We start from the raw sequence: 24,465 nt of genomic DNA on the forward strand, positions 1-24,465 counted from the left end.
ATCTCAATTCCTAGTAATTTTGTAGCCTGCTCCAGGCATGATAAGTGTATTGTCGGTACACAGTTCAACCTTTTCAGAAGGTGTAGACAAATCTTGTTTTCTCTCCAGCATCTCAGTTATAAGTTCTCTAGCTTTGGCTACTGCAACCTGCCAATTTAAACGCTCTTGGTATTCTGAGCGTGTAGCTTTTGCTAGCCGAATATACAGATCGAAATTGCGAAAAGTCTCTTCAATGTATGTAGCATATGTAGAAGCGGGCGTGCTTGCTGGAAAAGATACACCATTTTTTCCGTTTTTAATAATGGTGGGAATACCACCCACGGAACTCGTAACACAAGGAATACCAAATGAACAAGCTTCACATAGAACGCAACCGTAAGCCTCTGCACGCGCTGGATGAACCAAAAAGTGAGATTGTTCGAGTAGATGCTGCAACTTTGTACTGCCTTCACTGGTAAACTTATCTACCCGTCCGTGAATGCGAACTTTATGACTGATTGCTGGATCGACTGCGAAGTCTGAACCGATAATATCCAACGTCGTAGGAATGCCCCTCTGATTGAGAATACGACAAATCTCAATAGCTGTATCACCACCTTTGCGTTCCCACTCAATACCAATAAATAGTAAGCGGCACAAATCGCGCGATCTGCCAGTGATATAACGCTCAGTATCTTCTGAACTCACTACAAAATCATGGTTCGCACCAAACGGTACTACTGCGACTTTGGCAGATGGAATACCGTAAGTTGAAGTCGCAGTTTTATAGGAACATTCAGAGGAGAATATATTTAAGTCTGCACGATTCATCGCCTTACGTTCGTGCTTATGAGCCCACTCAACGCTGAGGGAATGAAGATTTGAGTATACTTTGTAAGCGTCTTGTATGTCAGCAAAGTTAGCATCTCGCCAATAGACAAGTGGAATACTAGGCGGAAAGTAAGCCATTACAGTAGAATCTTGAGCGAGCAAAACATCTATTTTTCGATCGGCAACTAGCTGCTCTGCCTGCCGCGCCATTTGCTCTAGAATCACAGGATGGTATTTACCATAGACATGTGGGCTAAACACTTTTAACCGATTAAGTACTTTAATACCTGTGTTCACAGACTTAGCTATTAAGTTCTGTTGAACTGGACCAATATATTCAACTCGATCTCCTTGAGCTTCAAATTCTTTAAGAACATGCCATATAATCCCAGAAAATGCTCGGCGGCGAATCTCTGGATCTGCTAAATTCCATCGAGAAACAAATCCAATTCTCATTATTAACCTACTACAATCATTTTAGTTGCTTGTGAATCAAACTATTTTTCAGTTAAAGGTTAAAAAATTGCGATCGCTAATCAGGATAGATTTATCTATACTATGCTTGATATACATATATACGCTCGAAAAATTTTATTTTTAAAGTCTGGGGAAACGTTACGCTTATGATAGCTGTTAAGCTCAGACTTTGTTGATATGGAAAAGTTCTGATATTTTATGAAGGATAAGCAACGCTATGAATATATGGCGGTTCTATTTGAATTACGAACATCTAATTGAAAGATTTAATAGTTGATATTGGGTAAGTACGCTGGCAATATATTATTCACTTTGCAATTGGTTGAGAAGCCTATAAAACTATCTATAAGTAATAGAACTTATCTTATTCTTGAAGTTCTACAAAAAACTTACCATGTTCTCCACACACTAATTCTTCCACGGTAGAATTACTCTCAATAATTTGTTGTCGATCGCCTGAGTTACTCATAGGAAACAGAAATAATTTATGTTTTCCCATATACCATAACCGTCGATTACAATAGGGACAGTAAATAGGTGGAATGTTTCGATCTTGTTCACAGTGCTTTTCAAGCATAAAAGAGTATAGTTGAATAAGGATATGTGTTGATGACAAGGAGTACTTTACTTTGAAGTAAAATAATTGTTGTCATACTTGTCTTTTGCGATCGGTTATTATATTTCAACATTTATCACCTTTAACTCAAATGAAATTACTATGCGTACACGAGATAGTAATTTCATTTACACTAGAAATATAAGTTGAATAACTATAGCAGTTCTAAATGATTTATAAAGTATGCTTCTAGCCTGCGGCAGGCTGGAAGCCTGCTCCACGTTCATGAATCAAATAGGATTGCCACAGTAAATATATTGTTAAATTCACGGCTTGTTTAAAAGTAATATAGGTTAATAAAATATTGGATTTATTTTGTTTGAGTTTAAATTTAAAGAGCTAATTAAAAAAACATTTTAAACGATAAAAGCAAAACCTATTTTTTCAAACTAAATATGCAGTAGCTCATAGAAATAGCTACTACCTAACATTTTAGACCAAGTGGTTCAATTCAATATCAGGCTAATTGTTTAACATCCGAAGCTCTGAAGGAACGCGCTCGGCGATCGCATACCAAACAGAAAGAATTTGAGCGTCAGTCAGACGCTCTATATGATTAATAAAAATCTGACAAAGCACGTCAGTATTATTATTAGCTAATAATGAGATTGTAGAGAAGTTAGCATTAGCTACGGTGTAACTCAAATGATTTTCATTCGAGTTTTGAAACAGCGATTGACCATACATGATTGGTTCTGAGGTATGGCTTTCAGACTGTAGTTCTTGCTCATCTATTAGTAAATTAGATGTAGGTACGATAGAAACAGAAGTAGGTTGCTGTGAAAAACTTACTGCTGAAGACCGATCTTTTTCTAAAGTTTTAGCTTCAATGTCAATTGTAGTTGATTCGGGTTCAGGTTGGATTACTTTTTTATATTTTTGAGTAATTACCTTAGCTTTAGAGTAAGTTATTGTCTCTCCTGAACTAGCGCGACGGAGAGCCTCTTGACGAGCTACTTCAGGCGTAGAAGGAGCAGCCAGAAGATAGAGGGCAGAATTAGCAATATTTAAATGGGTAAAATTTACACATTTAAACTGTTCGCTGACTTGGATGAATTTGGTTGAAGCAGAGACACTCCAATCAAATTCAGCTTTTAGCCACTTTCGGAAACGTCCATGTTCTAGCTGTTGCTTAACTGCTCTCAACTTTTGTCCGATATGAATAATATCTTGAGAGGTACGACGCATTAAACTTTTGATCTCAGTGGTATTTTGCTGAATAGCGGCTCGCGTTTCACTGTCTAGTTCAGCATAGTTAAAAGTAACTATCTCAGTAGTAGATGATAGTTCTTGCAATTCAGAAGATAGCTGAGTTGAAGCCATAGTATTCTCCTTCTCTCAGAATTAAAAAATGCCAGAGCTATTGATGTTGCATTGAAGTATGGATTTTATTTAAGGAACAGCTCTTCATATAAACAAACTACTAATTTTAAATATGCGGAGTCTATTAACTACTGTCCAGTGGGGAAAGTTCAGGTATCTTATAGTAGTCGGATAATAGTATTATCAAGTGAATAGTAAGTTCATAGAATAAAAACCATTTATTACATTGTTGTTGTTGCGATCGCTAAATTACTAATATTGGCTCAAATAGAGAACTGCGGTTTTTGTTCAAGTACGTATCTTTTTTGTGAGGGAGCGCGAAGGTACATAAACAATTAAAAAAGAATATTGGGATTTGCAAGGAGGTGCGATTACTATGGAATCTAGAATTCAATAATTCTGAAGTAGAAAACTAGTTATACTTAAACTTCTCAGTTCATAGTGAATGCTCTCTCTCAAGTTATAGATAATTGTTCTTTCTGCTACAGGCAATAAAATTTTATAAACTCTGGAACCGTTCCTGAACTTTCCTGTATCGACAACCTTTATAGAGAGGGAAATAATAGAATGTGTTTACTCAAACAGCACTCTTTATTTTTTTGCCAATGAAGAAGGCAAACATAGCGAATGCTTTATGTTATTCATGATACTCGGCAAGTTCAAATAAATTGCGCATCCGTAGAAGACTTACGAGTTATTGTAAAATCTTGAATTCAATCGGATTTGCGATAGTAATGAAGTCAGTGCATCTAGCTCATGAAACCTAGAAGGCTAGCGTCATAAAAAATGTTATTAATTAAGTTTTTCAAACTCACTTTTCACCATACTCTGCTAAATTCATCCAAAACAACTTACTTACTGGTTTAGCTCCAACTAATTGTTCTGACAATTTGAACAAATAGTATTGATTTAACAAAATCTATTATTTTTAGCTGTGATATGCAAGCTCGCCTAATTGCTTTTTACCTTCCTCAGTATCACCCTATCCCAGAAAATGATGAATGGTGGGGTAAGGGATTTACTGAGTGGACTAACGTCACTAAAGCTAAACCTTTATTCTCAGAGCATTATCAGCCTCATTTGCCTGCCGATTTGGGCTTTTATGATTTGCGTCTATCTGAGACTCGTCAGGCTCAAGCAGACTTAGCTAAAGAATATGGAATTTATGGCTTTTGTTATTATCACTACTGGTTCAATGGCAAGCGTTTATTAGAACGCCCTTTCAATGATGTTCTAAATTCTGGAAAACCAGATTTTCCTTTTTGCCTTTGTTGGGCGAACGAAAATTGGACGAGAAGATGGGATGGTAAAGAGCAGAATTTGCTATTCAAGCAAGTTTACAGCGAGGAAGACGATAGGCTACACATGCAGTGGCTTGCTAAGGCATTCTCGGATCCTCGATATATCAAAGTTGATGGTAAGCCTTTATTTTTAGTGTATCGAGCTACGAAACTACCAAATCCGAAGCAAACCGTAAAAGTTTGGCGTGAGGAGGCAAAAAGACTTGGTGTTGGAGAAATTTTCCTCTGTAGAGTCGAAAGTTTTGCTAGCGAACAAGAAGATCCAGGATTGATTGGCTTTGATGCATCTGTGGAGTTTCAACCAGACTGGACTCAACTAGGTTTACCTCTGCAAAAAGGTAGGTTTTGGCATCTAGCTAGAAAGTTAGGACTAGCCCATCAAGCTTATGGAACTCACAACATATATGATTACTCTACTGTTGTTAAACATATGCTTGCGAAGCCAAATCCAAGCTATCAGCGATTTTCCTGCGTTACACCATCATGGGACAATACTGCACGCCGTCAAGCTGGTGCAATAATTTTTCAAAATTCTACACCTCAAGTTTACGAGTCTTGGTTAAGAACGATTGTTGACAAAACTTTAGTCAATAACTACTCTACCGAGAAAATTGTTTTTATCAATGCTTGGAATGAGTGGGCTGAGGGTAATCATCTTGAACCTTGTCAGAAATGGGGACATGCTTATTTAGAAGCTACTCGAATGGCACTGAGAGATAGGAAAACTGACTTTACAACCTCCTTATTAAGAGAAACATGCCTAAAGTAAGCGTTATTATTCCAAATTATAATCATGCTCAGTTTCTCGAACAACGCATCCAAAGTGTCTTAGATCAAACTTATCAAGATTTTGAAATTATTTATTTAGATGATGCTTCTACAGATAATAGTAATGAGGTATTTGCAAAATTTGCTAACAACTCTAGGATTCGAGCAATTTACAATCAAACGAATAGTGGCTCTCCATTTAAACAATGGAATAAAGGAATTCGTTTAGCACAGGGAGAGTATATTTGGATTGCCGAGTCAGACGACTACGCAGATCGACGACTGCTTGCAGAGCTGGTTGACAAGCTAGATAATAATCCTACAGTTGGGTTAGCCTATTGCTTGTCATGGTTTATTGATGAGCGCGATCGCTCTATATTTAATAGTAAGGATTTACTCTATTTCCCCGACAAGGAACGATGGGAGAAAGATTTTGTAAATAATGGAATAGATGAATGTAGTAAATACCTAATTTTTGAAAACATAATTCATAACGCTAGTGCAGTTTTGATCAGGCGTAGTATATACGAAAAAGTAGGATATGCAGACGAATCTTTGCGGCTCTGTGGAGATTGGTTGCTGTGGGTAAAAATGCTTCTAGTTTCTGATATCGCTTTCATAGCAGAAACGCTTAACTATTACCGCGCCCATTCAGAAACAGTAAGATATGAAGCTAGTAGAAATGGGGTCTTTGCAGAGGAAAGCTATCAGATTGTACGTTATATTTTAGCTAATATAGACTGCCCGAAAGAGGTTGTCGAGCAAGTCTGCGAAACGAGAATTCATCGATGGTTGAAAATCATGTTTTCCAAGAATGAGAAAACATCTTGGGAACGCCAATACAAGATCTATAAAGTTGCTAGCACGGTAGACTCAAAGCTTAATTTTAGGCTTACTAAAAAAATTATTAAAAAGCTTTTAGTAAACGTTTAGTCTTGAAGCATTCAGTATAGTTCTTGCTTTTTCCCGCTTGTAGCCTAAACCTTTTATCCTAACGTCAGTTTGTTAGTACTGAATGAAAGAAGAATAACTTACCGACCTAAAAAAAGAAAGGATAATCTTTATGAAACTTGCAAGCTCAATCCGGTATGGTGGTCAATTAGTGGCAGCAGAAGAATGTAGTTATGATGATTTTTTATTATTAGGTCTTCATTGCCCAGAATGTCAGGAACCTGTTATCCTCCGAAATACTTATCAACGACAACTCCAGAATGGAAAAATTGTTAACATAAGTGCTGCATTTGTTCATAGAAAAGCGATCGATCCAGCCACAGCTCAATTATGCCATTTGCGCGTCAGTCGTTACGATAAAACAGAGATCGAGCATCGTGCTTCGATCGCCAGGGGTCAACGAGAAAAGCTCTTAAATATGTGGTTTTGGGAGGTCTTTGGTGCTTATAGTCCTTCGTTTAATATGTATAAAAATCTTTTACAAAAAGAGGGTTTTCCCAAACATTGGTCGCCAAGGCTAAAACTCTTTAAGCGATACGTTAAGGAAAATAAACAACAGATTCTCAAAACTGCTAAACTGCTTGTGGAGAGATCTCCAAGCGTTCTTGACAGAGCCACTTTACTAAATCCTTCTCCTGATGCAAAAGAGCAAAAAAATCATTTTTTAAAAGTTGCTAGGCGTGTTAGTAAACTTAATATCGAACTACACTTAGCTATTTGTTCAGAAGTTTTAGATTTTTTATCACAACCTCGCTCTAACGACCTACTCCTCAAGGTTGCAATGTTGTGCGTATTAGCAACGCACGCGAGTGAAGATAGCACCTCGCTAGCAATAGAAGAAGTACTACCGATATCATGGTTTGTATCATGGTTAGTTTTCACCCCGTGGGCAGATGAATTTGCTAAATTATCTGAAAAATCTCGTCCAGAAGAACATACTACACAACAGCTCAAACAGGCAGAAAAGGCTCTGAGGCGTATGGTTAGACAGTGCAGAGCTAGAAAACAACCTTATGATGAGGCTCAGCTCAGGAAGCAGTTACTTTCTACTGCTTCAGTTGCTAGAAATTAACTCGACTAACGTAATAACTTACAGATTTAGATTAAAGATATAAAAGGTACTGAGGATGCAAAAACAAAAGCGCGCGTTAATTACTGGCATCACAGGACAAGATGGCTCTTACCTCAGTGAGTTTTTGCTAGAGCAGGGCTATGAAGTGCATGGTATTATTCGTAGAACCTCTACATTTAATACTGACCGAATCGATCACATCTACGAAGATCCGCACCAGAAGGGAGCGCAGTTATTTTTGCACTATGGAGACTTAACTGATGGCACTACATTACGTCGCATTTTAGAAGAAGTTCAACCAATAGAAATTTATAATTTAGGCTCTCAATCCCACGTGCGGGTGAGTTTTGACTCGCCAGAATATACTGTAGATTCGGTGGGAATGGGAACGCTACGCTTGTTGGAAGCGATTCGCGACTACCAGCACAGAACTGGAATTCAGGTACGGTTCTACCAGGCAGGATCTTCAGAAATGTTTGGTTTTGTGCAGGAAGTGCCGCAAAAGGAAACCACACCATTTTATCCACGTAGCCCCTATGCCTGTGCTAAAGTTTACGCCCACTGGCAAACAATCAACTATCGCGAATCATATGGGCTATTTGCTTGTAACGGCATATTGTTTAACCACGAAAGCCCGCGACGAGGAGAAACTTTCGTCACTCGCAAGATTACACGCGCGATCGCTCGGATTGTCGCTGGTAAGCAAAAAGTTCTCTACTTGGGCAATCTAGATGCTAAAAGAGATTGGGGCTATGCCAAGGATTACGTCAGAGCCATGTGGATGATGTTACAGCATCCACATGCAGATGATTACGTCATTGCAACCGGTGAAACCCACTCGGTGAAGGAGTTCCTCGATCTCGCTTTTAGTTATGTCAATCTGGATTGGCAGCGTTATGTGGAATTTGACGATCGCTACCTCAGACCAGCGGAAGTAGACTTGTTGATTGGAGATGCTACCAAGGCGCAACAAAATCTGGGCTGGAAACCTTTAGTAACGTTTGAGCAACTAGTAGCCTTAATGGTAGAAGCCGACTTGAGAGCTATAGGTCAAACTTCACCTAACTGTAGTGGTACGTATGCGATCGAGGATATTGCCACGATTCGGCATGAAATGATTTCTTCCCATAACTAAAGTAGTCAGAAAATGACCTGTCGAAGTCATTATTTTTTTTATCTAATTGAGGTTGTTATCAACCAATGGTTACTCAATCGAGATCGGTTTTAGTAACAGGCGCTGCCGGCTTCATTGGTCGATACGTCTCCCGTTACTTTTTAAGGCAAGGTTGGACTGTTATCGGTATCGATACTTCTTCTGTTAAACATGCTTCCCTACTCAACTTATCAGCCTATTACCAAATTCATCTGCCAGATATGGCATTAGGCGATTTGTTACAAAAACACTCGCCTCAAGTTTGCATTCATTGTGCTGGTAGCGCCTCCGTTAATTTATCTGTTACAGATCCAGCTAAAGACTTCTACGCTAATACAGGAGTGACATTTGAGCTACTTAATACTTTGCGTCTTAATGCTCCAGATTGTCGGTTTATCTTTTTATCGAGTGCAGCAGTTTATGGAAATCCGCAGTCACTACCTGTGAGTGAATCTCATTCTCCTCTGCCAGTTTCACCATATGGATTTCATAAATGGCAGTGCGAACAATTGTGTTTAGAGTTTACCAATGTTTATGGTTTACCAACTGCTAGCGCTAGAATTTTTTCAGCTTACGGTCCTGGTTTACGACGACAGGTAGTCTGGGATATTTTTCAAAAAATCATTACGCAAAGGTCGCCAACGTTACAAGGAACGGGTCGAGAAAGCCGTGATTTTATTCATGCTATTGATATCGCTGCGGCTTTATTTGTTATTGCCACTACTGGCTCTATGCAGGGTGAAGTTTATAATATTGGTAGCGGTCGTGAGGTGACTATTGCAGAGTTAGTAAGTCTAGTTCTAGATACACTGTGCTACGACTGTAATCCGGAGTTTGACGGAGTTGTACCCACAGGTGTACCGCTTTATTGGAAAGCAGATACAACAAAATTAAGTACTTTAGGATTCGATCCAACTGTGAGTTTGGAACAGGGCATTAGCTCTTTTGCAAGCTGGTGTCGTGCGGAGTTAGTAGGGGTATGACTTATATGTATACTATGATGCATAATAAGTGGCATAAAAAATTAATCTATCTATAGTAGTTCTAAATGATTTGTAAAGTAGGCTTCTAGCCTGCCGCAGGCTAGAAGCCTGCTCCACGTTCATGAATCAAATAGGATTGCTATAGAAGATATATGTCTCTAACCCGAGGCGGACATAAATATATTATTTGTTTGAGATAACAAAACAATTAGATAGATTGATGTACAAATCAATTAATACTAACGATGAAGTTTCGAGGCTCGACCTGCTAATACACTAATCCAGTCAAGCTCGATTAACAATACATTTATTTTTACAAATTAACTTTTTTATTTTGCTATTGTTTGCTATTATTTAAAGTAAGTTAAAAAGGATAGTAACATTCAGGTAAGTCATAGTTGTTTGAGTCATGCATATCTGACTAGCTGACTTCTGTTGCAGTATGAGGTTTTCAAGAAAATATTCCGAATACATTTTAGCTACCTTAGATAAGATAGGTTAGTCTTTAACAGAAATAATGAAGTTGCCCGATCGCGATTTTTATTATTTTTAGCTTCCGAAATCCGCTATTGCGATCGCCAATTCTTGCAACTATCATTTTAATGTCAGCAAACCAATCTTATCGGCGCAGTGAGACAAAATCTTCTTTTTCGCACTGCTTTCAACTTAACGATAATTCATTCTCTCTGCACCTCACTCCAACCACGTACTTGAAAGCATCTGTTAAAACATTTAACACTGAAGGAATTAGTGATGGCTGATACTAGTCTAGATAACGAGCGACTGTCCGTAGAGCATAGAGTAGAGAATAGAGCCAATGCAACCGATCTTCGGCAACTATTTACAGTTTTACTGCGTCGCCGCCTTTTGATCTTAAGTCTTTTCTGCATTCCTCTGTCCGCCTCAAGCTTTCTGGCACTGATGGCAAAGCCGACATATCAGAGTTCTATGCAGTTGCTAGTCAGCTCTAATCTTTACCAGGGACAAAACAGTAATGCACAAGGAGGAGTAGAGGAGAGTGATTTTACTGACTCAAATCTTAAAGTTGACTACACGGCGCAACTTAGCGTGATGACAAGTCCAAAGCTCGTAGAGAGGGCTGTGGAACTACTTCGTCCTGAGTACCCTAATATTACAGTAGAAGAGATCAACGGCAAACCAGCGAAAGTTAAACAATCACCGCTAAAAGTAACTCAAGTAGAAAGCGGAACAAAAACTTTGCAAACACTCAGTCAAGTTTTTGAAGTAACTTTTGTAGCAGGAGACCCTATTAAGAGTCAAAAAGTTCTTCAAGCACTACAAAATGTCTATCAAATTTATAATTTAGAACAGCAAAAATTACGCCTAACCAATGGACTTGCTTTTGTTAACGAGCAATTGCCCAAAATCCGAAAAGATGTGTCACAGGCTGAGGCGAACCTAGAAAATTTTCGCAAGCAAAATAAACTACTCGACCCAGAAGTACAGGCAAAAAATTTGTTGGATGCACTGGCGGCTGTCGAGAGCGAGCGACGAACAATTCGCGCCCAGTTTCAGGATCAACAAGCTCGCTACAATAAGCTACAGCAGCAAATAAGTCGATCGCCACAACAAGCACTCATTGCCTCTCGTCTCAGCCAATCTCCTCGTTATCAGTCATTACTGGATGAAATTCAAGCACTAGATGTCACTTTAGAAAAGCTGCGGGTGCAATACAGAGACGATTACCCCAAAGTTCAAGATTTACTCAAGCAGCGTCAAAACCTAATTGGTCTATTACGTACGGAAGCAGGGCGCTCTGCGGATCGATTACCTGCCCAACTAAGTACCACAGAAAAATCTCTGCCCAAACAACTACAGCTTGGCGATTCTGACCGGAAGCTAGTTGATGCCTTGGTTGATGCACAGGTAGTTTGGTTTGGTTTGAGTGCCCGCGACCAAAGCCTTGCTAAATCGGAACAGCAACTGCGCTCTACTCTGCTTAAATACCCACAACTATTAGCAGAGTACAACCGTCTCATGCCAGAAATTGCGATCAATCGAAAAACCCTGGAGCAACTTCTCCAGACGCAACAAAATTTGGGGATTAAAATTGCGCAGGGCGGATTTAACTGGCAAATCATCCGAGATCCCGAACCTGGCGTATACATGGGAACTGGCAGAATAATGCTTTTGGTATCAGGGGCAGTATTTGGTTTAGTTTTAGGTATTGGAGCTGCCTTTCTTCTTGAAGCACTCGATGATACTATTCACTCTTGCGACGAACTACAGAAACTGAGTTCCCTACCTGTATTAGGTATTACACCAAAATTACCAAACTTTGAGCTTAAGAAGCCGTCGATCGCTCTACCTTTCTTCAAACAGCAAAGTTTAACCTCTCAACGAATACAAGCATTAAACTGGTTTCCTTTCCGCGAGTCGATGGATCTGATATATCAAAACATTCAAATCTTAGGCTCGCCCCTATCCTTCAAGTCTTTGTTACTAACTTCAGCACTGACTGGTGAGGGTAAGTCAACACTGGCTGCGGGTATGGCACTGAGTGTAGCCCGTTTACAACGGCGAGTTCTCCTAATTGATGCGGATCTACGACGCTCCAATATTCACAAACTACTGAATCTATCTAACGATCGAGGGTTATCTACACTATTGACTGAAGAAGCAGATGTACGGGAGCGGGATTGCATTCAATCTGTGCAACCTTCACTGGATGTTTTGACGGCAGGACCAACACCAACAGATATAGTTAAGCTATTAAGCTCTCAACGCATGAAGCATCTAATCGAGTCTTTTGAACAATCTTACGATTTGGTACTCGTAGATGCTCCTCCTATATTGGGATTGGCGGATGCCAGCATTGTTGCATCACTCTGTAGTGGTACTGTGGTAGTCGAACGCCTCAATCGCGTGACTCGATTTGACCTCAATCAATCTTTAGAAGCCTTAAGTAAGCTGAACGTTATTGGAGCCATAATTAATGAGTCTAAGGAGTGTAACAGTAGGTACACTGTATATGACGGGACTTCCCAGGACAATCTAGAGCGGGGTTTTACAACTAACCCTAATTTAGCAGGTAGAGGAATTTTCTAGAATTCAGTCGTGAGACAGTAAGAACACACAGGCTGCTAGATTCTCAGATGACTTGGAAGAATACATCGTATTCCAAGAGATTTTCCAACTTAGGTTCCATCTAGTTTCACCTATAGACAGATGAGATTGCTTAAACCTTCTGCCAAAAGAGCCGTCCTTTTCCATGTTGTCCTGGCGATCGCATGTACAGCAACAGTGGTTCTTTCTACTTTCAATGATGCTGTTAGTACGTCTGATGCTTTTCAAGTTAGGGTGAGTTCAAAACAACCTGGTAACTTATTTATTGAGTCTCAGCCAGTTGACTTAATGATTCAAGTTTCAGGAAATAAGCCTGACGTTGTAGAGTATAAGATCCGGGAGCATAATGGTTCTTGGACTAGCAATGCTAAGATTCCATTACGATCTCAGGTCGATCCACTTAAAGGGATTCCGTTGCATCTTCAACTACCTAGTCGTGGATTGTATTACTTGACAGTTTCAGCCCGCGCAGGGCAGTCAAAAGTTGAGGCTAAAACCAGAGTTGGGGTGGTGTTCGATCCTAGTCCAGTTAACCCTGACTCTCGCTGGGGTTTGTTTACAATTCCTTATGATGGAGAAAACGATCCTGCTAAAGCAGCCGCTTTAGCTCGCAGCCACCGACTACTGGGTGCTGCTTGGAGTCGCCTCAACTTTTGGCATTGGTCTTATGAAAATCTACAAGTTAAGCCGACCTCAGCTCAAGCGCGGGATTTAAAAATCTCTGCCTCTTCAAATCAACTTCAGCCAACAGATAAAACAGAGTCTGACAACTTTTTTCAAAAAATCGTTGCAAAAGCTGATTTTCTGAAACTGCATACTTTGTGTCCCTTGCTTAGTGCCAACAAAAATGATTCGCAGGTTTCAGTTAGTTTTAGCAAGTGGAAAGGAATAGCTCAGGCTCTGCATCGGGAAGGGATTAGCGTTATGGGCGAGTTTGCAGAAATGCCTCGCGAATTGTCTTCTCGTCCACAGGAAACCCAAGAAACAGGCGAAGGTGCAGCAGTATGGGCGCGTGTAAAGCCGAGAGACTATCAGTTATGGAATCAACTTGTGGAGAAAACTGCGCGGGAGTTTAAGCAAGAAATTCAATTTTGGGAAATCTGGAACGAACCAGATGCTAATAACTTTTGGTTAGGAACACCAGAGGAATTTGCCGAACTGATCCGGCAAACTGCCAGAGCAGTGAAATCTGCTAACCCGAAAGCTCAAATTGTTGCATCTGGTTTTACTAGTCATGGCGTGTCCTTTCTAGATCGAGTGCTAAAGCAAGGCGTAGCTCCTCTCATCGATGTCTTTTCTTTTCACACTAATGACTTAGCCCCTTATAAAGCCTTACTCTCAAAACACGGCGTGCCAGCGGAACGTCCCATCTGGGGAACGGAAGATCCAACTTTAGTTAGTCTTAGAGGGATGAAGGAAGGATATGCACGGCAATTTCATTTCTTCCACAAACGATTTGGCACGAATTACGATAGCTTTGCTGCACTTGTAGATCGCGACTTAACGCCGCTCCCAGATGGAATTACTTACTCAGTAGCGGCGCATATTATCGGTAATGCGCAGGTAGTGGAAAGCATAGATCGCCCATCCGCGCAAATTTACGTCTTTCAAAAAGGCAACGAGGCGATCGCAACATGGAAAGTCTTACAAGCTGGTTTGAGTGGTGGAAGTGTCACATATGCAGTAACACCTTTACCAGATAAAACTCCTCAGCTTATTGATGCCATGGGTCGCAGCAAACCCCTAAAGCTTAAGAATGGTGAGGTCACTCTACCAATCGACCAAACGACTTTCATCCGAGATGCAAGTAAAATTAAAATAGCCAAGTACAGCCTACCGCGAGAGAAATCCGATCCTTTACAGTACGTATTTTTAGCCAAAACAGGTAAATGGACAAAGGAATGGATGTTGGCTCAACCTGGAAAGCACAATCCTCCACCTGCGAGTGACTTCTGGCAACCTTTTCTGCAAATATTTGCAAGCAGCGAACCCAGTCCAGAAGGATACTCAGTCGAGATCCCGATTAACGTGCCTAAGCCTGGACGTTACCAATTACTGTTTACGGGCATAACCACAAACTCCCTACTTGAGAAGTATCGTTGGACATCACCGTTTGCATGGAGTATTGATGGAGGTCAGAAGACACAAGTTACAGCTCCACTTAAAAGCTATTGGCGTGTCAATCGGCAGACACAAACTAAGAATGAATTGGTCAAACCAGAGGAGATGGCAGCTACGGGTGGTCCAGAACTTTATCAAGAACTTGGTGTTGTAGAGTTATCTCAAGGTCAGCATACTTTTCGCCTTGAGTTGACCGCAGGACGGACGACTCCAGATAAACTCTATACCACTTTTTTTGAAGGTATTGTTCTCAGACCTATTCAAGAAAACTAAGTTTGAGAATGAACCATTAACGAGCGATCGCCCCGCTGAAAGCTTGCACGAATCATTTAGCGATCGCCAATAGACCAATATTATCAGTTCCGATTAGCATCAAGCTGTGGATAAAATTTTTCACGACTGACGATCTTCAACACCTAATTACTAGTTACTAAACTATTCAAACCTTAGTCAAAAAATAACAAGCCATGTTATTTACAAGCCCAGAATTTGCTATTTTCTTTTTAATTACTTCTATAATTTATTACTTGCCGTTTTTTCAAAAACAGCAACCCATAATCATCATTGCTGGAAGTTTCATTTTCTACGGATGGAACTCCTCATGGCTTACTGGATTGCTAGCGCTATCAATTAGCCTTAACGCGATTGCTAGTTTTCAAATAATCAACTTATTGAACAAACGCAAAAAACGCCTTTGGATGACTTTAGGCATAGTAGGAAACTTGCTTATTTTAGGTTTTTTTAAATACGGCATACTTATAACTAATTTTATTACTACTACTTTTCATATATCAAATGTTTTGACCGATAGCATTATCACCTTGCTATCCGATCTACCAGTACCTATTGGTTTATCTTTTTACACATTTTTATCTATTGGTTTACTAGTCGATCTTACTAGAGAACAAAGTTTCGTTTTAAGAGGAAGTTATAGCAAAAAAATCAGTTTCAGGCATCATCTTCTTAGCACGTCATTGTTTATTACTTTCTTTCCCAGCTTAATTTCAGGACCTATTTCAAGAGCAAGTGACTTTTATGCTCAAATTCAACCAAAATTTTTGAAGAATATACCTTGGTACGATGTTTTGCGATCGCTGATAATTGGCTATTATTTAAAAATGGTAATAGCTGACAATTTAAAGGATTACACGTACTGGATTAGCTTTCCTTACTATCAAAGCTTAGGAACTATGACAAATATAGTTCTATTAGTTGGCTACTCAATACAGATATTTGCAGATTTTGCTGGTTACTCATTAATAGCGATAGGTCTAGCTGCGGCTCTAGGTTATAGACTACCACAAAACTTTAATTTTCCTTATGTATCTCTCTCGCTGTCAGAATTTTGGAGACGCTGGCACATTTCATTATCAACATGGCTAAGAGACTATTTATACTTTCCTTTGGGAGGGAATAGAAAAGGTAAAATTAGAACCTATATCAACTTGATAGTCGTTATGACACTAGGCGGACTGTGGCATGGAGCAACATGGAACTATGCAGTATGGGGTATTTTCCACGGTTGCGGATTAGCTGTAGAAAGATTACTAGGTGTCAACCAAACATCAAAAGAAATACAAGCTCGGTCAAATTCTTTTTGGCAGCAATTCTTATTAGATTTAATTCGTTGGGTTCTGATCTTTAGCTTTGTTTCAATAGGTTGGATATTCTTCAAATTAGTTAATTTTGATGCTGCAATAGATTTTTTCATTACTTTAACTAGAAATATTCATCAAAAATTGTCTCTCGACCTCATCGTCCCTACTACTTTATTTGCTTTACCAGTTATTATCTCGCACTCATTTTATTTCTTAACTTATAAATATTTTTCTAATCATAAACTACTAAAAAATATTTCATTAAAAAGTGGTATGGATTTAGTTTTAGGAATACTACTAGCACTGACTCTTCTCGATGCTGGCAGCACTGATACATTTATATACTTTCAGTTTTAGGAGCGATCGCATGTTTTTTATTTCTAACTTAAGTTTAGTAATTCGTCCGTTATTAGTTTGTATAGCTTGCCTTATTTTATATCAAAGTTCTATATTCTATGGTTTTTTACCTTCTAGTGAAGGAATCAATCAATGGCAAGCTAATATTATTAAAGCAGAAAAATATATTTACGATCGAAGCTCAACACCTATTGTTTTAGTAGGAAGTTCATTAGCAAATAATCTTCCTATTAAATATTTCAGCAATCGAGCAACTAATTTAGGTATGTCTGGAGGTTCTACCCAAACTGGCTTAGAGATTGTTAGAAGAAAAGACATAAAACCGCGTTTGTTATTAGTTGAATTAAATGATACTATCGGGCGAAAATTAGATACTAAGTTAGTCAATCCTTTATTTCATCCTTTAACATCATTTATAAAAATTCATTTTCCGATGTTTAGGCAAGAATATCGTCCTACTAGCGTTTTAATGCAGTATTTAGAAAATGAGTATAAACAAAGAAATGCAAAAGACGTTGAACGCCAAGATGAAAAACAAGTTATTAATTCAGATTTTCGTAAAAAAATGATAGAACAGTTGGTTGAGGATCGTAATATTGAACTAGATACTCAACAAAAACAGTTGATAGTAAAAGAAGCTGAGTTTATCAAAAATCAAATTGCAGATATTCAAAAAGAAGCTGTTCGAGTTATTTTATTTGATATACCTGGCGAACCAGTTGTTGATAATACTACAAAACAAAGGCAAATTAGAGAATTACTAAAATCGCTTTTTCCGAAAAACTCTTTTGAGTGGTTACCAGAATTACCCGCTGGTAAATGGATAACGAGTGATGGAATTCATTTAGTCCAGTCAAATGCTAAAGAGTATGTTTCTCAACTCGATCGAGTAGTTAATAAATTACTGAATCAAAGTCACAACTAACTGATTTTTTCTGATTTTTTCTCCATTGAAACTTAGGTTGTGAAAATTTAGAATAAGGGAGTTAAAACTATTTCTGGAGATGCGATCGTGCGAGCCTTAAATGTTGCTAAAAGTGCAGTAAAAAATTTTGCTTTTCACAAGCTGGGGAGATGTAATGTATGTGGAAAAATATCGTTATTCGTCTGCTTGAATGTGGATATGGCACGCAATAATATGTACTGCATGTTTTGTCGTAGCTCGTCTAGAAAAAGACACGTTGCCAAAATCATTCTTAGTGAAGTTATTCAAAATACCCCTTCTATTTCTTGTATTCCAAAAAAACAAAGCTTAAAAATTTATAGTACTGACACGAACGATGCTTTTTATAAAGTATTAAGTAATTATGACTCATACACATCCTCAATTTTCTCACCTAATATCAAAACAGGAACGGAAATTCATGAAAGAGTATTCTGTCAAAATTTAGAAAAATTAACTTTTGATAATGAAACTTTCGATCTTGTCATCACAGAAGATGTATTTGAACATGTAAGAGATTATCAAAGAGGATTTTCTGAAGTCAATCGAGTTTTGAAAACAGGAGGTTATCATATTTTTACTGTTCCTTGTTATTTTGATAGACCGACTCTTGTTCGCGTTGACACTTCTACGGATGAGGACGTATATCTTTTGCCTCCCGAATATCATGGAGATAAAATTCGCGGCAAGATTTTAGCCTATAGAACTTTTGGAATCGATCTTTTTCATTTCTTACACTCGCTCGGATTTGAGACAAGAGTGGATTTTTCTAATTACTCCGACCAAAAACTAGGAATTTTTAACAGCTATGTTTTTATTACTAGAAAGGTTTTTCATCATGAAAGTCTCTCTGTCGCTACGGTAGATCCTAGTTATTATCAACTTCATTCCAGCGGAAATTAACGTAAAACTAGTCGTTTTACATCATCAACTGAGGTATATCAAATGAAAGGCATTATTTTAGCTGGTGGTTCTGGAACTCGACTTTATCCTTTAACTCGTGTTGTTAGTAAGCAGTTAATGTCTGTTTACGACAAACCAATGATTTACTATCCCTTATCCATACTAATGCTAGCGGGGATTAGAGAAATATTGATTATTTCTACACCTAACGATCTACCGCTGTTTCAAGAGTTATTGAAAGATGGTAGTCAGTGGGGATTGAAGTTTAGTTATATCGAACAGCCTAAACCTGAAGGGTTAGCGCAAGCTTTTATCTTAGGTCAAGATTTTATTCAAAACGAACCAGTTTGTCTGATTCTAGGTGATAACATTTTTCACGGACATGGGTTAAGTGAAATATTGGCTCGTGCTTCCATGCTTCGCAAAGGAGGATTAATATTTGGTTATCCAGTTAAAGACCCGCGACAATACGGTGTAGTTGAGTTCGATCCTCGCGGACGTGCTGTCAGTATTGAAGAAAAACCTCTCATTCCTAAGTCCAAGTATGCAGTACCTGGAATATACTTTTATGACTCTCAGGTAGTGAAAATCGCTACGAGCCTTAAGCCTTCTGCTCGTAATGAATTAGAAATTACAGATGTGAATTCAGTTTACCTCAACCGAGGTCAGCTAAGAGTAGAGGTTTTGGGTCGAGGATATGCTTGGTTGGATACAGGTACACACGAATCGTTGCATCAGGCAGCTAACTTTATTCAAACTTTAGAAGAACGGCAAGGACTCAAAATTGCTTGCATTGAAGAAATTGCCTATCGACAAGGATATATTGACTCAGTTCAGTTGCGCTACCTTGCTAAACCTATGCTCAAAAGTAGTTATGGAAGATATTTGATGGAGCTTCTAGATGATGAATCTCATGTGATGACGACACTCAGCGAGCTAGAGCAGGCATTTTATGCGCTTAAAGGATAGAACCATGAGAGTTATAGAAACTGCCATTCCTGACGTTCTCATAATTGAGCCGCACGTGTTCGGAGATAACCGAGGCTTCTTTTACGAAAGCTATAACGAAAAGGCTTTTTGGGAAAAAATCGGCATTTCAGCTCGTTTTGTCCAAGACAATCATTCTCGCTCTACCAAGAATGTATTGCGTGGTCTGCACTATCAAATTCAGCAACCTCAAGGCAAGCTTGTAAGAGTTGTACAAGGAGCCGTATTTGATGTTGCGGTAGATTTAAGAAAGCAATCGAAGACTTTCGGTCAATGGGTAGGAGCCTTTTTAAGTGCAGAAAATAACCAGCAGCTTTGGGTTCCTAAAGGCTTTGCTCACGGGTTTATGGTACTCACTGAATACGTAGAGTTTTTATATAAAACCACAGATTATTATGCTCCACAGCACGAACGCTGTGTTTTGTGGAACGATCCCGATCTGGCGATCGCTTGGCCTCTTGAAAATGAGCCAGTTCTATCTGCCAAAGATCGAGCTGGGAAATTGCTACGAGAAGCAGAGGTATTTGCATGAAAATTCTATTGACAGGTCTAACTGGGCAAGTAGGTTGGGAACTACAGCAGACCTTAATGCCTTTGGGTAAAGTCATCTCTACAGGACGCAGCACCAGTCAAAGAGCGCTGCAAATGGATTTGGCTCAACCAGACACTATTCGTCGGACGCTGCGCGAAGTTAAACCCACCTTAATTGTTAACGCTGCTGCGTATACATCTGTGGACAAAGCTGAATTAGATTCGGATACAGCAATGGCAGTGAATGGAATTGCCCCTGGCATCATTGCAGAAGAAGCAAAATTACTAGGTGCAGCAGTCATTCACTATTCAACAGACTACGTGTTTGATGGTAAAAAAAGTACAGCATACACCGAGCTAGATTTACCCAACCCTCAAAATGTTTATGGTAAAACCAAACTCATAGGCGAGCAGGCTATTGAGGCAGTGGGTGGCTCGTATTCTATCCTTCGCACTAGTTGGGTATATAGCCGACATCGGAACAATTTTCTGCTGACAATCCTGCGGCTAGCTCAGGAACGAGAGGAATTGCGAGTCGTTAACGACCAAGTTGGATCTCCCACCTGGAGTCGCTTAATTGCTGAAGCTACAGCACAAATTTTATTTCAAGCCACAAAACACAATCTATATGATTTCTTAGCTCATAAAAGTGGGATATATCACTTGAGTGCTACGGGACAAGTTAGTTGGTATGGTTTTGCTAAAGCGATTCTCGAACAAGAGCGAAAGTTTAACACGTTCAAGTTACAGAGGTTAGTCGCGATCGCCTCAGAGCAGTATTCTACACCAGCAAAGCGACCGGCTTATTCTGTATTAAACAATCAAAAGTTATCTGATACATTCGGGATCGTATTACCAAACTGGCAAAGAACCCTACAGTTGTTACTAACTCCAGAAGCGATCGCGAGTTAACTGCTACAGCCCTTTCTGGTTGAGAACTATTGAAAACTATCAGGGTGTTTTAGCATCGCGCTTCAGCTCTTAAAATGCTGACTGAATGCTAGTTTGAGATTTCACTTTTCGATCTACAGAATACCTCAAACTGAGCGATCGTCACGATACTTCACCTTAAGAACTACTCTTCCAATGCTGTCAATTGTAATCCCACTTTTCAACGAAGAAGAGAATATTCCGAAGCTCTACGAGCGTATCGTTGGTGCTTCCCCTACTTGGAATTCTGCGTTTGAAGCCATCCTCGTAGATGATGGAAGTACCGATCGAACTCTTTCTCTTTTACGCAAACTCTATCAAAAAGATTCGCGTTTTAAGTATATTAGTTTTTCTCGTAACTTTGGTCATCAAACAGCTGTCAGTGCAGGTCTTCGTTATACAACTGGCGATGTGATAGCTGTCATGGATGCTGACTTGCAAGATCCTCCTGAAGAACTTTACCGCTTTTTAGATAAGTGGCGACAAGGATATCAAGTAGTTTACGGAGTTAGAACTAAAAGAAAAGAAAATATCTTCAAACGCTCTGCTTACTACATTTTTTACCGCATACTAGCGTGGTGTTCGTCTATTAAGATCCCCTTAGATTCAGGAGATTTTTGCATTATGGATAGAACCATCGTGGATTGGTTGAATGTCATGCCCGAACGCAATCGTTTTGTCCGAGGACTGCGCTCTTGGATAGGTTATCGGCAAATTGGTATTCCCTACGAACGACATAAGCGTTTTGCTGGAGAGGTAAAATATACGTTTCAGAAACTTTTGCGTCTGGCCCTGGATGGCATGATCGACTTCTCCTATCGACCTTTACAAGTTAGTGGCATTTTCGGTCTATTCATTTGTTTCTTTTCCTTAGTAAGTATTGTATTCTTTTTCCTGCATCGGATTTTAGGATTTAGGGTTTTCGGCTATTCTCCTCAAGATGTACCAGGCTTTACATCTTTGATTTTAGCAACTTTATTTCTTGGAGGCGCTCAACTAACAACGTTGGGACTTTTTGGTGAGTATCTAGGGCGAATTTTTGATGAGGTGAAGCAACGTCCACTCTATATTGTCAAAGAACAGGATGGTTTTGAAACTAAAAAAGAGGCTTACAATACTGCGACACTTCTCCCAGGAGATATTAGAATTTGAAACGCAATTCACTAGTTTGGTTAGGGTGGTTAATTAGTTTTATTTTTCTCTACTTTGTTTTTCGTAGATTGGATTGGGTATCAGTAATAGAGGCTTTTAATAAAGTTTCTTTATCCACTCTCATAACGATGGTAGGAGTATATTGTTTAGGATTCATCATCAGAGCGTGGCGCTGGAAATTTTTACTTCCTCATAGAGTTTCTATGGGTGATTCTTTGGGAGCAGTAGTTTTAGGATATGGAGCCAATAATATCTTACCAGCTCGTTTAGGTGAAATTGTTAGGGCGCAGGCGATCGGTAAAAGTTGTCAAATTAGTCGCTCTTTTGCTCTAGCCAGTATCCTAGTCGAACGTATTTTTGATGGTTTAGTGCTAGTAGGATTGTTATATTTGGGAACGAGAAACAGTAGCATTCCTACATGGGTTTCGTCAGTAGGAGTTTTAGGACTCGCTATCTTTGGAGGAGCGTTAACAATAGTCATGCTGTTAACTTTGACTCGTTCTCTATGGGATACAAAAACTAATATTTTACCTTCGACAAAGTTACAAAATTTTCTCCAGCAGTTTGCCAAAGGATTAACATTAGTGTGGCGAACTCCATTCCTTCCTTTAACTATATTAGGATTGAGCCTTACTATTTGGTTAGTGGAGGGAATCGTTTTCCATATTGCTATTCAAGCTTTTGAACTGGAAGTGCCGCTAACAGCTCCCTTATTTGTAATGGGGTTAGTCAATTTAGGCATCCTAGCTCCAACTGCTCCAGGATATTTAGGAGCTTTTCAATATTTCGGAACGCTAGCTCTAAATGTTTGGCAAGTGCCATCAGAAACAGCTTTAGCCTGTATTGTAGTCATTCATGCCTGTCAGTATTTACCTATAACAATCTGGGGATTGAGCTACATTCCTTACTTTGGCTTTACGTCATTAACAAAGCTGAAAAGTGAAATTGAGTAAACCTAGCTTTTACACAGAGCAATTTTTAGACTGCAATTACAAAGTCCGAATAATTCAATCTATATCTAAATCACAAAAAGAGATTTGAACAAAGCAATGAATCTATTAATTATCGGAGGTGGTGCAACTGGCTTAGCATCTGCCTACATCGCAGCTAAACGTGGTGAAAAAGTAACTCTATTAGAAGCTTCTAGTAAGCTAGGAGGGCTATTATCAACTTTTGACATTGGAGGAACAAAGCTCGAATGCTTTTATCATCACTTTTTTACTCACGACGCAGAGATTAACTGGCTACTAAAAGAACTAAATCTTTCTCAAGATGTACGATTTGTTGAAACAAAAATGGGCATGTATCGTTATGGAAATATTCATCCTTTCACAACCACAAAAGATTTATTACAATTTCCAAAATTAAGCTTATTAGATAAAATCCGCTTTGGGCTAACTAGTTTATTTCTATCTAAACAAAGAAAGTGGCAAAAATATGAAAATATTTCTGCTTTAGAGTGGTTTTATAAGTGGGCAGGGAGACGAGTTACCAATACTATTTGGTATCCAATGCTTGAAATTAAATTTGGTGAATACGCCGCTAAGATTCCACTTGCTTGGATGATTGGACGAATGACACAGAGGTTGAAATCTCGCTCCAAAGGAAAAGAAAAACTAGGATATTTAAAGGGAAGTCTACAAAGATTAGTTGATGCGCTTGAGGTTAAACTTAGAGAAAAGAAAGTAATTATTTTCAAAAATACTCCAGTCACAGAGCTACTCTTCGAGAACGATCGCGTTATAGGTGTAAAAACTCCTCAAGGAGAGTTTAGAGCTGATAAAATATTAGTCACTATTCCCACCATTTATTTAGCTAAGCTCATTCCAAGCAAATTTTCTAACTATCGCAAACAGCTAGAAAAAATTGAATATTTTGGGGCTATCTGCGTCGTTGTTGTTACAGAAAAACCTTTAAGTAACATCTATTGGTTAAATGTCGGAGATCCTGGTTTTGATTTTGGAGGCGTAATCGAGCAAACGAACTTTTTATCTTCAAAGGAATATCAAGGGTTACACGTCACGTATTTATCTAGATATGCTACTTGGAGGGAACCAATATTATCTAAAAGCGATCCAGAAATTATTAGTCTTTTTAAGAAACAGCTACAGTCAATTTACCCCGATCTAGAAACTAAAGGAATTAAAGATATCCAAGTCTTTCGCACAAAAACAGCTGCTACGGTTTGCGATAAAAATTTTTCTGACAAGATTCCAGCTTACAAAACTCCAATTCCCAATCTTTATATAGCTAGCATGGCACACGTATATCCAGATGAAAGGAGCGTGAATAATAGTATAAAAGTAGCACTCAATGCAGATGCTGTATTGCAAATTTCTTAAAACTAATTCAATATCGAGTTAGTTGAACTTAAGAACTTCTAATAAAAAATAATTTTCGAT

Annotated in this window: 19 protein-coding genes; 16 read left to right on the top strand and 3 right to left on the bottom strand. The window is 38.9% G+C overall.

Annotated features, from left to right (window positions below; genetic code table 11):
• Positions 1-3: 3 nt before the first annotated feature.
• The 3 genes from DSM107010_RS06885 to DSM107010_RS06890 form a co-directional block, all read right to left on the bottom strand.
• Entirely contained in the window at positions 4-1,266 is a 1,263-nt protein-coding gene (locus DSM107010_RS06885) for a glycosyltransferase family 4 protein (protein ID WP_106166927.1), read from the bottom strand.
• 385 nt (positions 1,267-1,651) lie between these two features.
• Positions 1,652-1,786: a hypothetical protein gene (locus tag DSM107010_RS42085; RefSeq protein WP_256498615.1), complete on the bottom strand. Its 135-nt coding sequence runs from the start codon at positions 1,784-1,786 to the stop codon at positions 1,652-1,654.
• Positions 1,787-2,365: 579 nt separating this feature from the next.
• Entirely contained in the window at positions 2,366-3,226 is an 861-nt protein-coding gene (locus DSM107010_RS06890; RefSeq protein ID WP_106166928.1) for a DUF3102 domain-containing protein, read from the bottom strand.
• Between the two features lie 939 nt (positions 3,227-4,165).
• Here DSM107010_RS06890 and DSM107010_RS06895 point away from each other — a divergent pair.
• The 16 genes from DSM107010_RS06895 (at position 4,166) to DSM107010_RS06970 (ending at position 24,405) form a co-directional block, all read left to right on the top strand.
• The gene (locus tag DSM107010_RS06895; protein WP_106166929.1) at positions 4,166-5,296 is read left to right on the top strand and encodes a glycoside hydrolase family 99-like domain-containing protein; all 1,131 of its coding nucleotides are present in this window, start codon (positions 4,166-4,168) and stop codon (positions 5,294-5,296) included.
• Positions 5,284-6,228, top strand: a complete 945-nt coding sequence (locus DSM107010_RS06900) for a glycosyltransferase family 2 protein (protein WP_106166930.1) — start codon at positions 5,284-5,286, stop codon at positions 6,226-6,228. The genes DSM107010_RS06895 and DSM107010_RS06900 overlap by 13 nt, the downstream gene beginning before the upstream one ends.
• Before the next feature lie 169 nt (positions 6,229-6,397).
• The gene (locus DSM107010_RS06905) at positions 6,398-7,318 is read left to right on the top strand and encodes a hypothetical protein (RefSeq protein WP_127022642.1); all 921 of its coding nucleotides are present in this window, start codon (positions 6,398-6,400) and stop codon (positions 7,316-7,318) included.
• A 55-nt stretch (positions 7,319-7,373) separates the two neighbouring features.
• Positions 7,374-8,453: a GDP-mannose 4,6-dehydratase gene (gene gmd / locus DSM107010_RS06910; protein ID WP_106166932.1), complete on the top strand. Its 1,080-nt coding sequence runs from the start codon at positions 7,374-7,376 to the stop codon at positions 8,451-8,453.
• 65 nt (positions 8,454-8,518) lie between these two features.
• The gene (locus DSM107010_RS06915) at positions 8,519-9,454 is read left to right on the top strand and encodes an NAD-dependent epimerase/dehydratase family protein (RefSeq protein WP_015156562.1); all 936 of its coding nucleotides are present in this window, start codon (positions 8,519-8,521) and stop codon (positions 9,452-9,454) included.
• Between the two features lie 753 nt (positions 9,455-10,207).
• On the top strand, positions 10,208-12,523 hold the full coding sequence (locus DSM107010_RS06920; RefSeq protein ID WP_106166933.1) for a GumC family protein: 2,316 nt from the start codon (positions 10,208-10,210) through the stop codon (positions 12,521-12,523).
• Positions 12,524-12,643: 120 nt separating this feature from the next.
• Positions 12,644-14,935, top strand: coding sequence for a GH39 family glycosyl hydrolase (locus DSM107010_RS06925; protein ID WP_015156564.1), 2,292 nt, complete (start codon positions 12,644-12,646; stop codon positions 14,933-14,935).
• A 194-nt stretch (positions 14,936-15,129) separates the two neighbouring features.
• Positions 15,130-16,617: an MBOAT family O-acyltransferase gene (locus DSM107010_RS06930; protein ID WP_106166934.1), complete on the top strand. Its 1,488-nt coding sequence runs from the start codon at positions 15,130-15,132 to the stop codon at positions 16,615-16,617.
• A 10-nt stretch (positions 16,618-16,627) separates the two neighbouring features.
• Positions 16,628-17,542 (top strand): hypothetical protein, encoded by a 915-nt coding sequence (locus tag DSM107010_RS06935; RefSeq protein ID WP_127022645.1) that lies wholly within the window; start codon positions 16,628-16,630, stop codon positions 17,540-17,542.
• An 87-nt stretch (positions 17,543-17,629) separates the two neighbouring features.
• The gene (locus tag DSM107010_RS06940; RefSeq protein ID WP_106168759.1) at positions 17,630-18,463 is read left to right on the top strand and encodes a class I SAM-dependent methyltransferase; all 834 of its coding nucleotides are present in this window, start codon (positions 17,630-17,632) and stop codon (positions 18,461-18,463) included.
• A 42-nt stretch (positions 18,464-18,505) separates the two neighbouring features.
• Complete coding sequence (gene rfbA, locus DSM107010_RS06945; RefSeq protein ID WP_015156568.1) at positions 18,506-19,432, top strand: glucose-1-phosphate thymidylyltransferase RfbA; 927 nt, start codon at positions 18,506-18,508, stop codon at positions 19,430-19,432.
• Between the two features lie 4 nt (positions 19,433-19,436).
• A complete protein-coding gene (gene rfbC, locus DSM107010_RS06950; protein WP_015156569.1) occupies positions 19,437-19,982 on the top strand; it encodes a dTDP-4-dehydrorhamnose 3,5-epimerase in 546 nt (181 codons plus the stop codon).
• Entirely contained in the window at positions 19,979-20,893 is a 915-nt protein-coding gene (gene rfbD / locus DSM107010_RS06955) for a dTDP-4-dehydrorhamnose reductase (protein WP_015156570.1), read from the top strand. Before rfbC ends, rfbD begins: the two co-directional genes overlap by 4 nt.
• Before the next feature lie 174 nt (positions 20,894-21,067).
• A complete protein-coding gene (locus DSM107010_RS06960; protein ID WP_106168758.1) occupies positions 21,068-22,063 on the top strand; it encodes a glycosyltransferase family 2 protein in 996 nt (331 codons plus the stop codon).
• On the top strand, positions 22,060-23,016 hold the full coding sequence (locus DSM107010_RS06965) for a lysylphosphatidylglycerol synthase transmembrane domain-containing protein (RefSeq protein WP_106168757.1): 957 nt from the start codon (positions 22,060-22,062) through the stop codon (positions 23,014-23,016). Before DSM107010_RS06960 ends, DSM107010_RS06965 begins: the two co-directional genes overlap by 4 nt.
• A gap of 96 nt (positions 23,017-23,112) precedes the next feature.
• Complete coding sequence (locus DSM107010_RS06970) at positions 23,113-24,405, top strand: NAD(P)/FAD-dependent oxidoreductase (RefSeq protein WP_106168756.1); 1,293 nt, start codon at positions 23,113-23,115, stop codon at positions 24,403-24,405.
• Positions 24,406-24,465: the final 60 nt, after the last annotated feature.

The organism is Chroococcidiopsis cubana SAG 39.79 (assembly GCF_003991895.1).
In the GTDB taxonomy this organism is placed as follows: domain Bacteria; phylum Cyanobacteriota; class Cyanobacteriia; order Cyanobacteriales; family Chroococcidiopsidaceae; genus Chroococcidiopsis; species Chroococcidiopsis thermalis.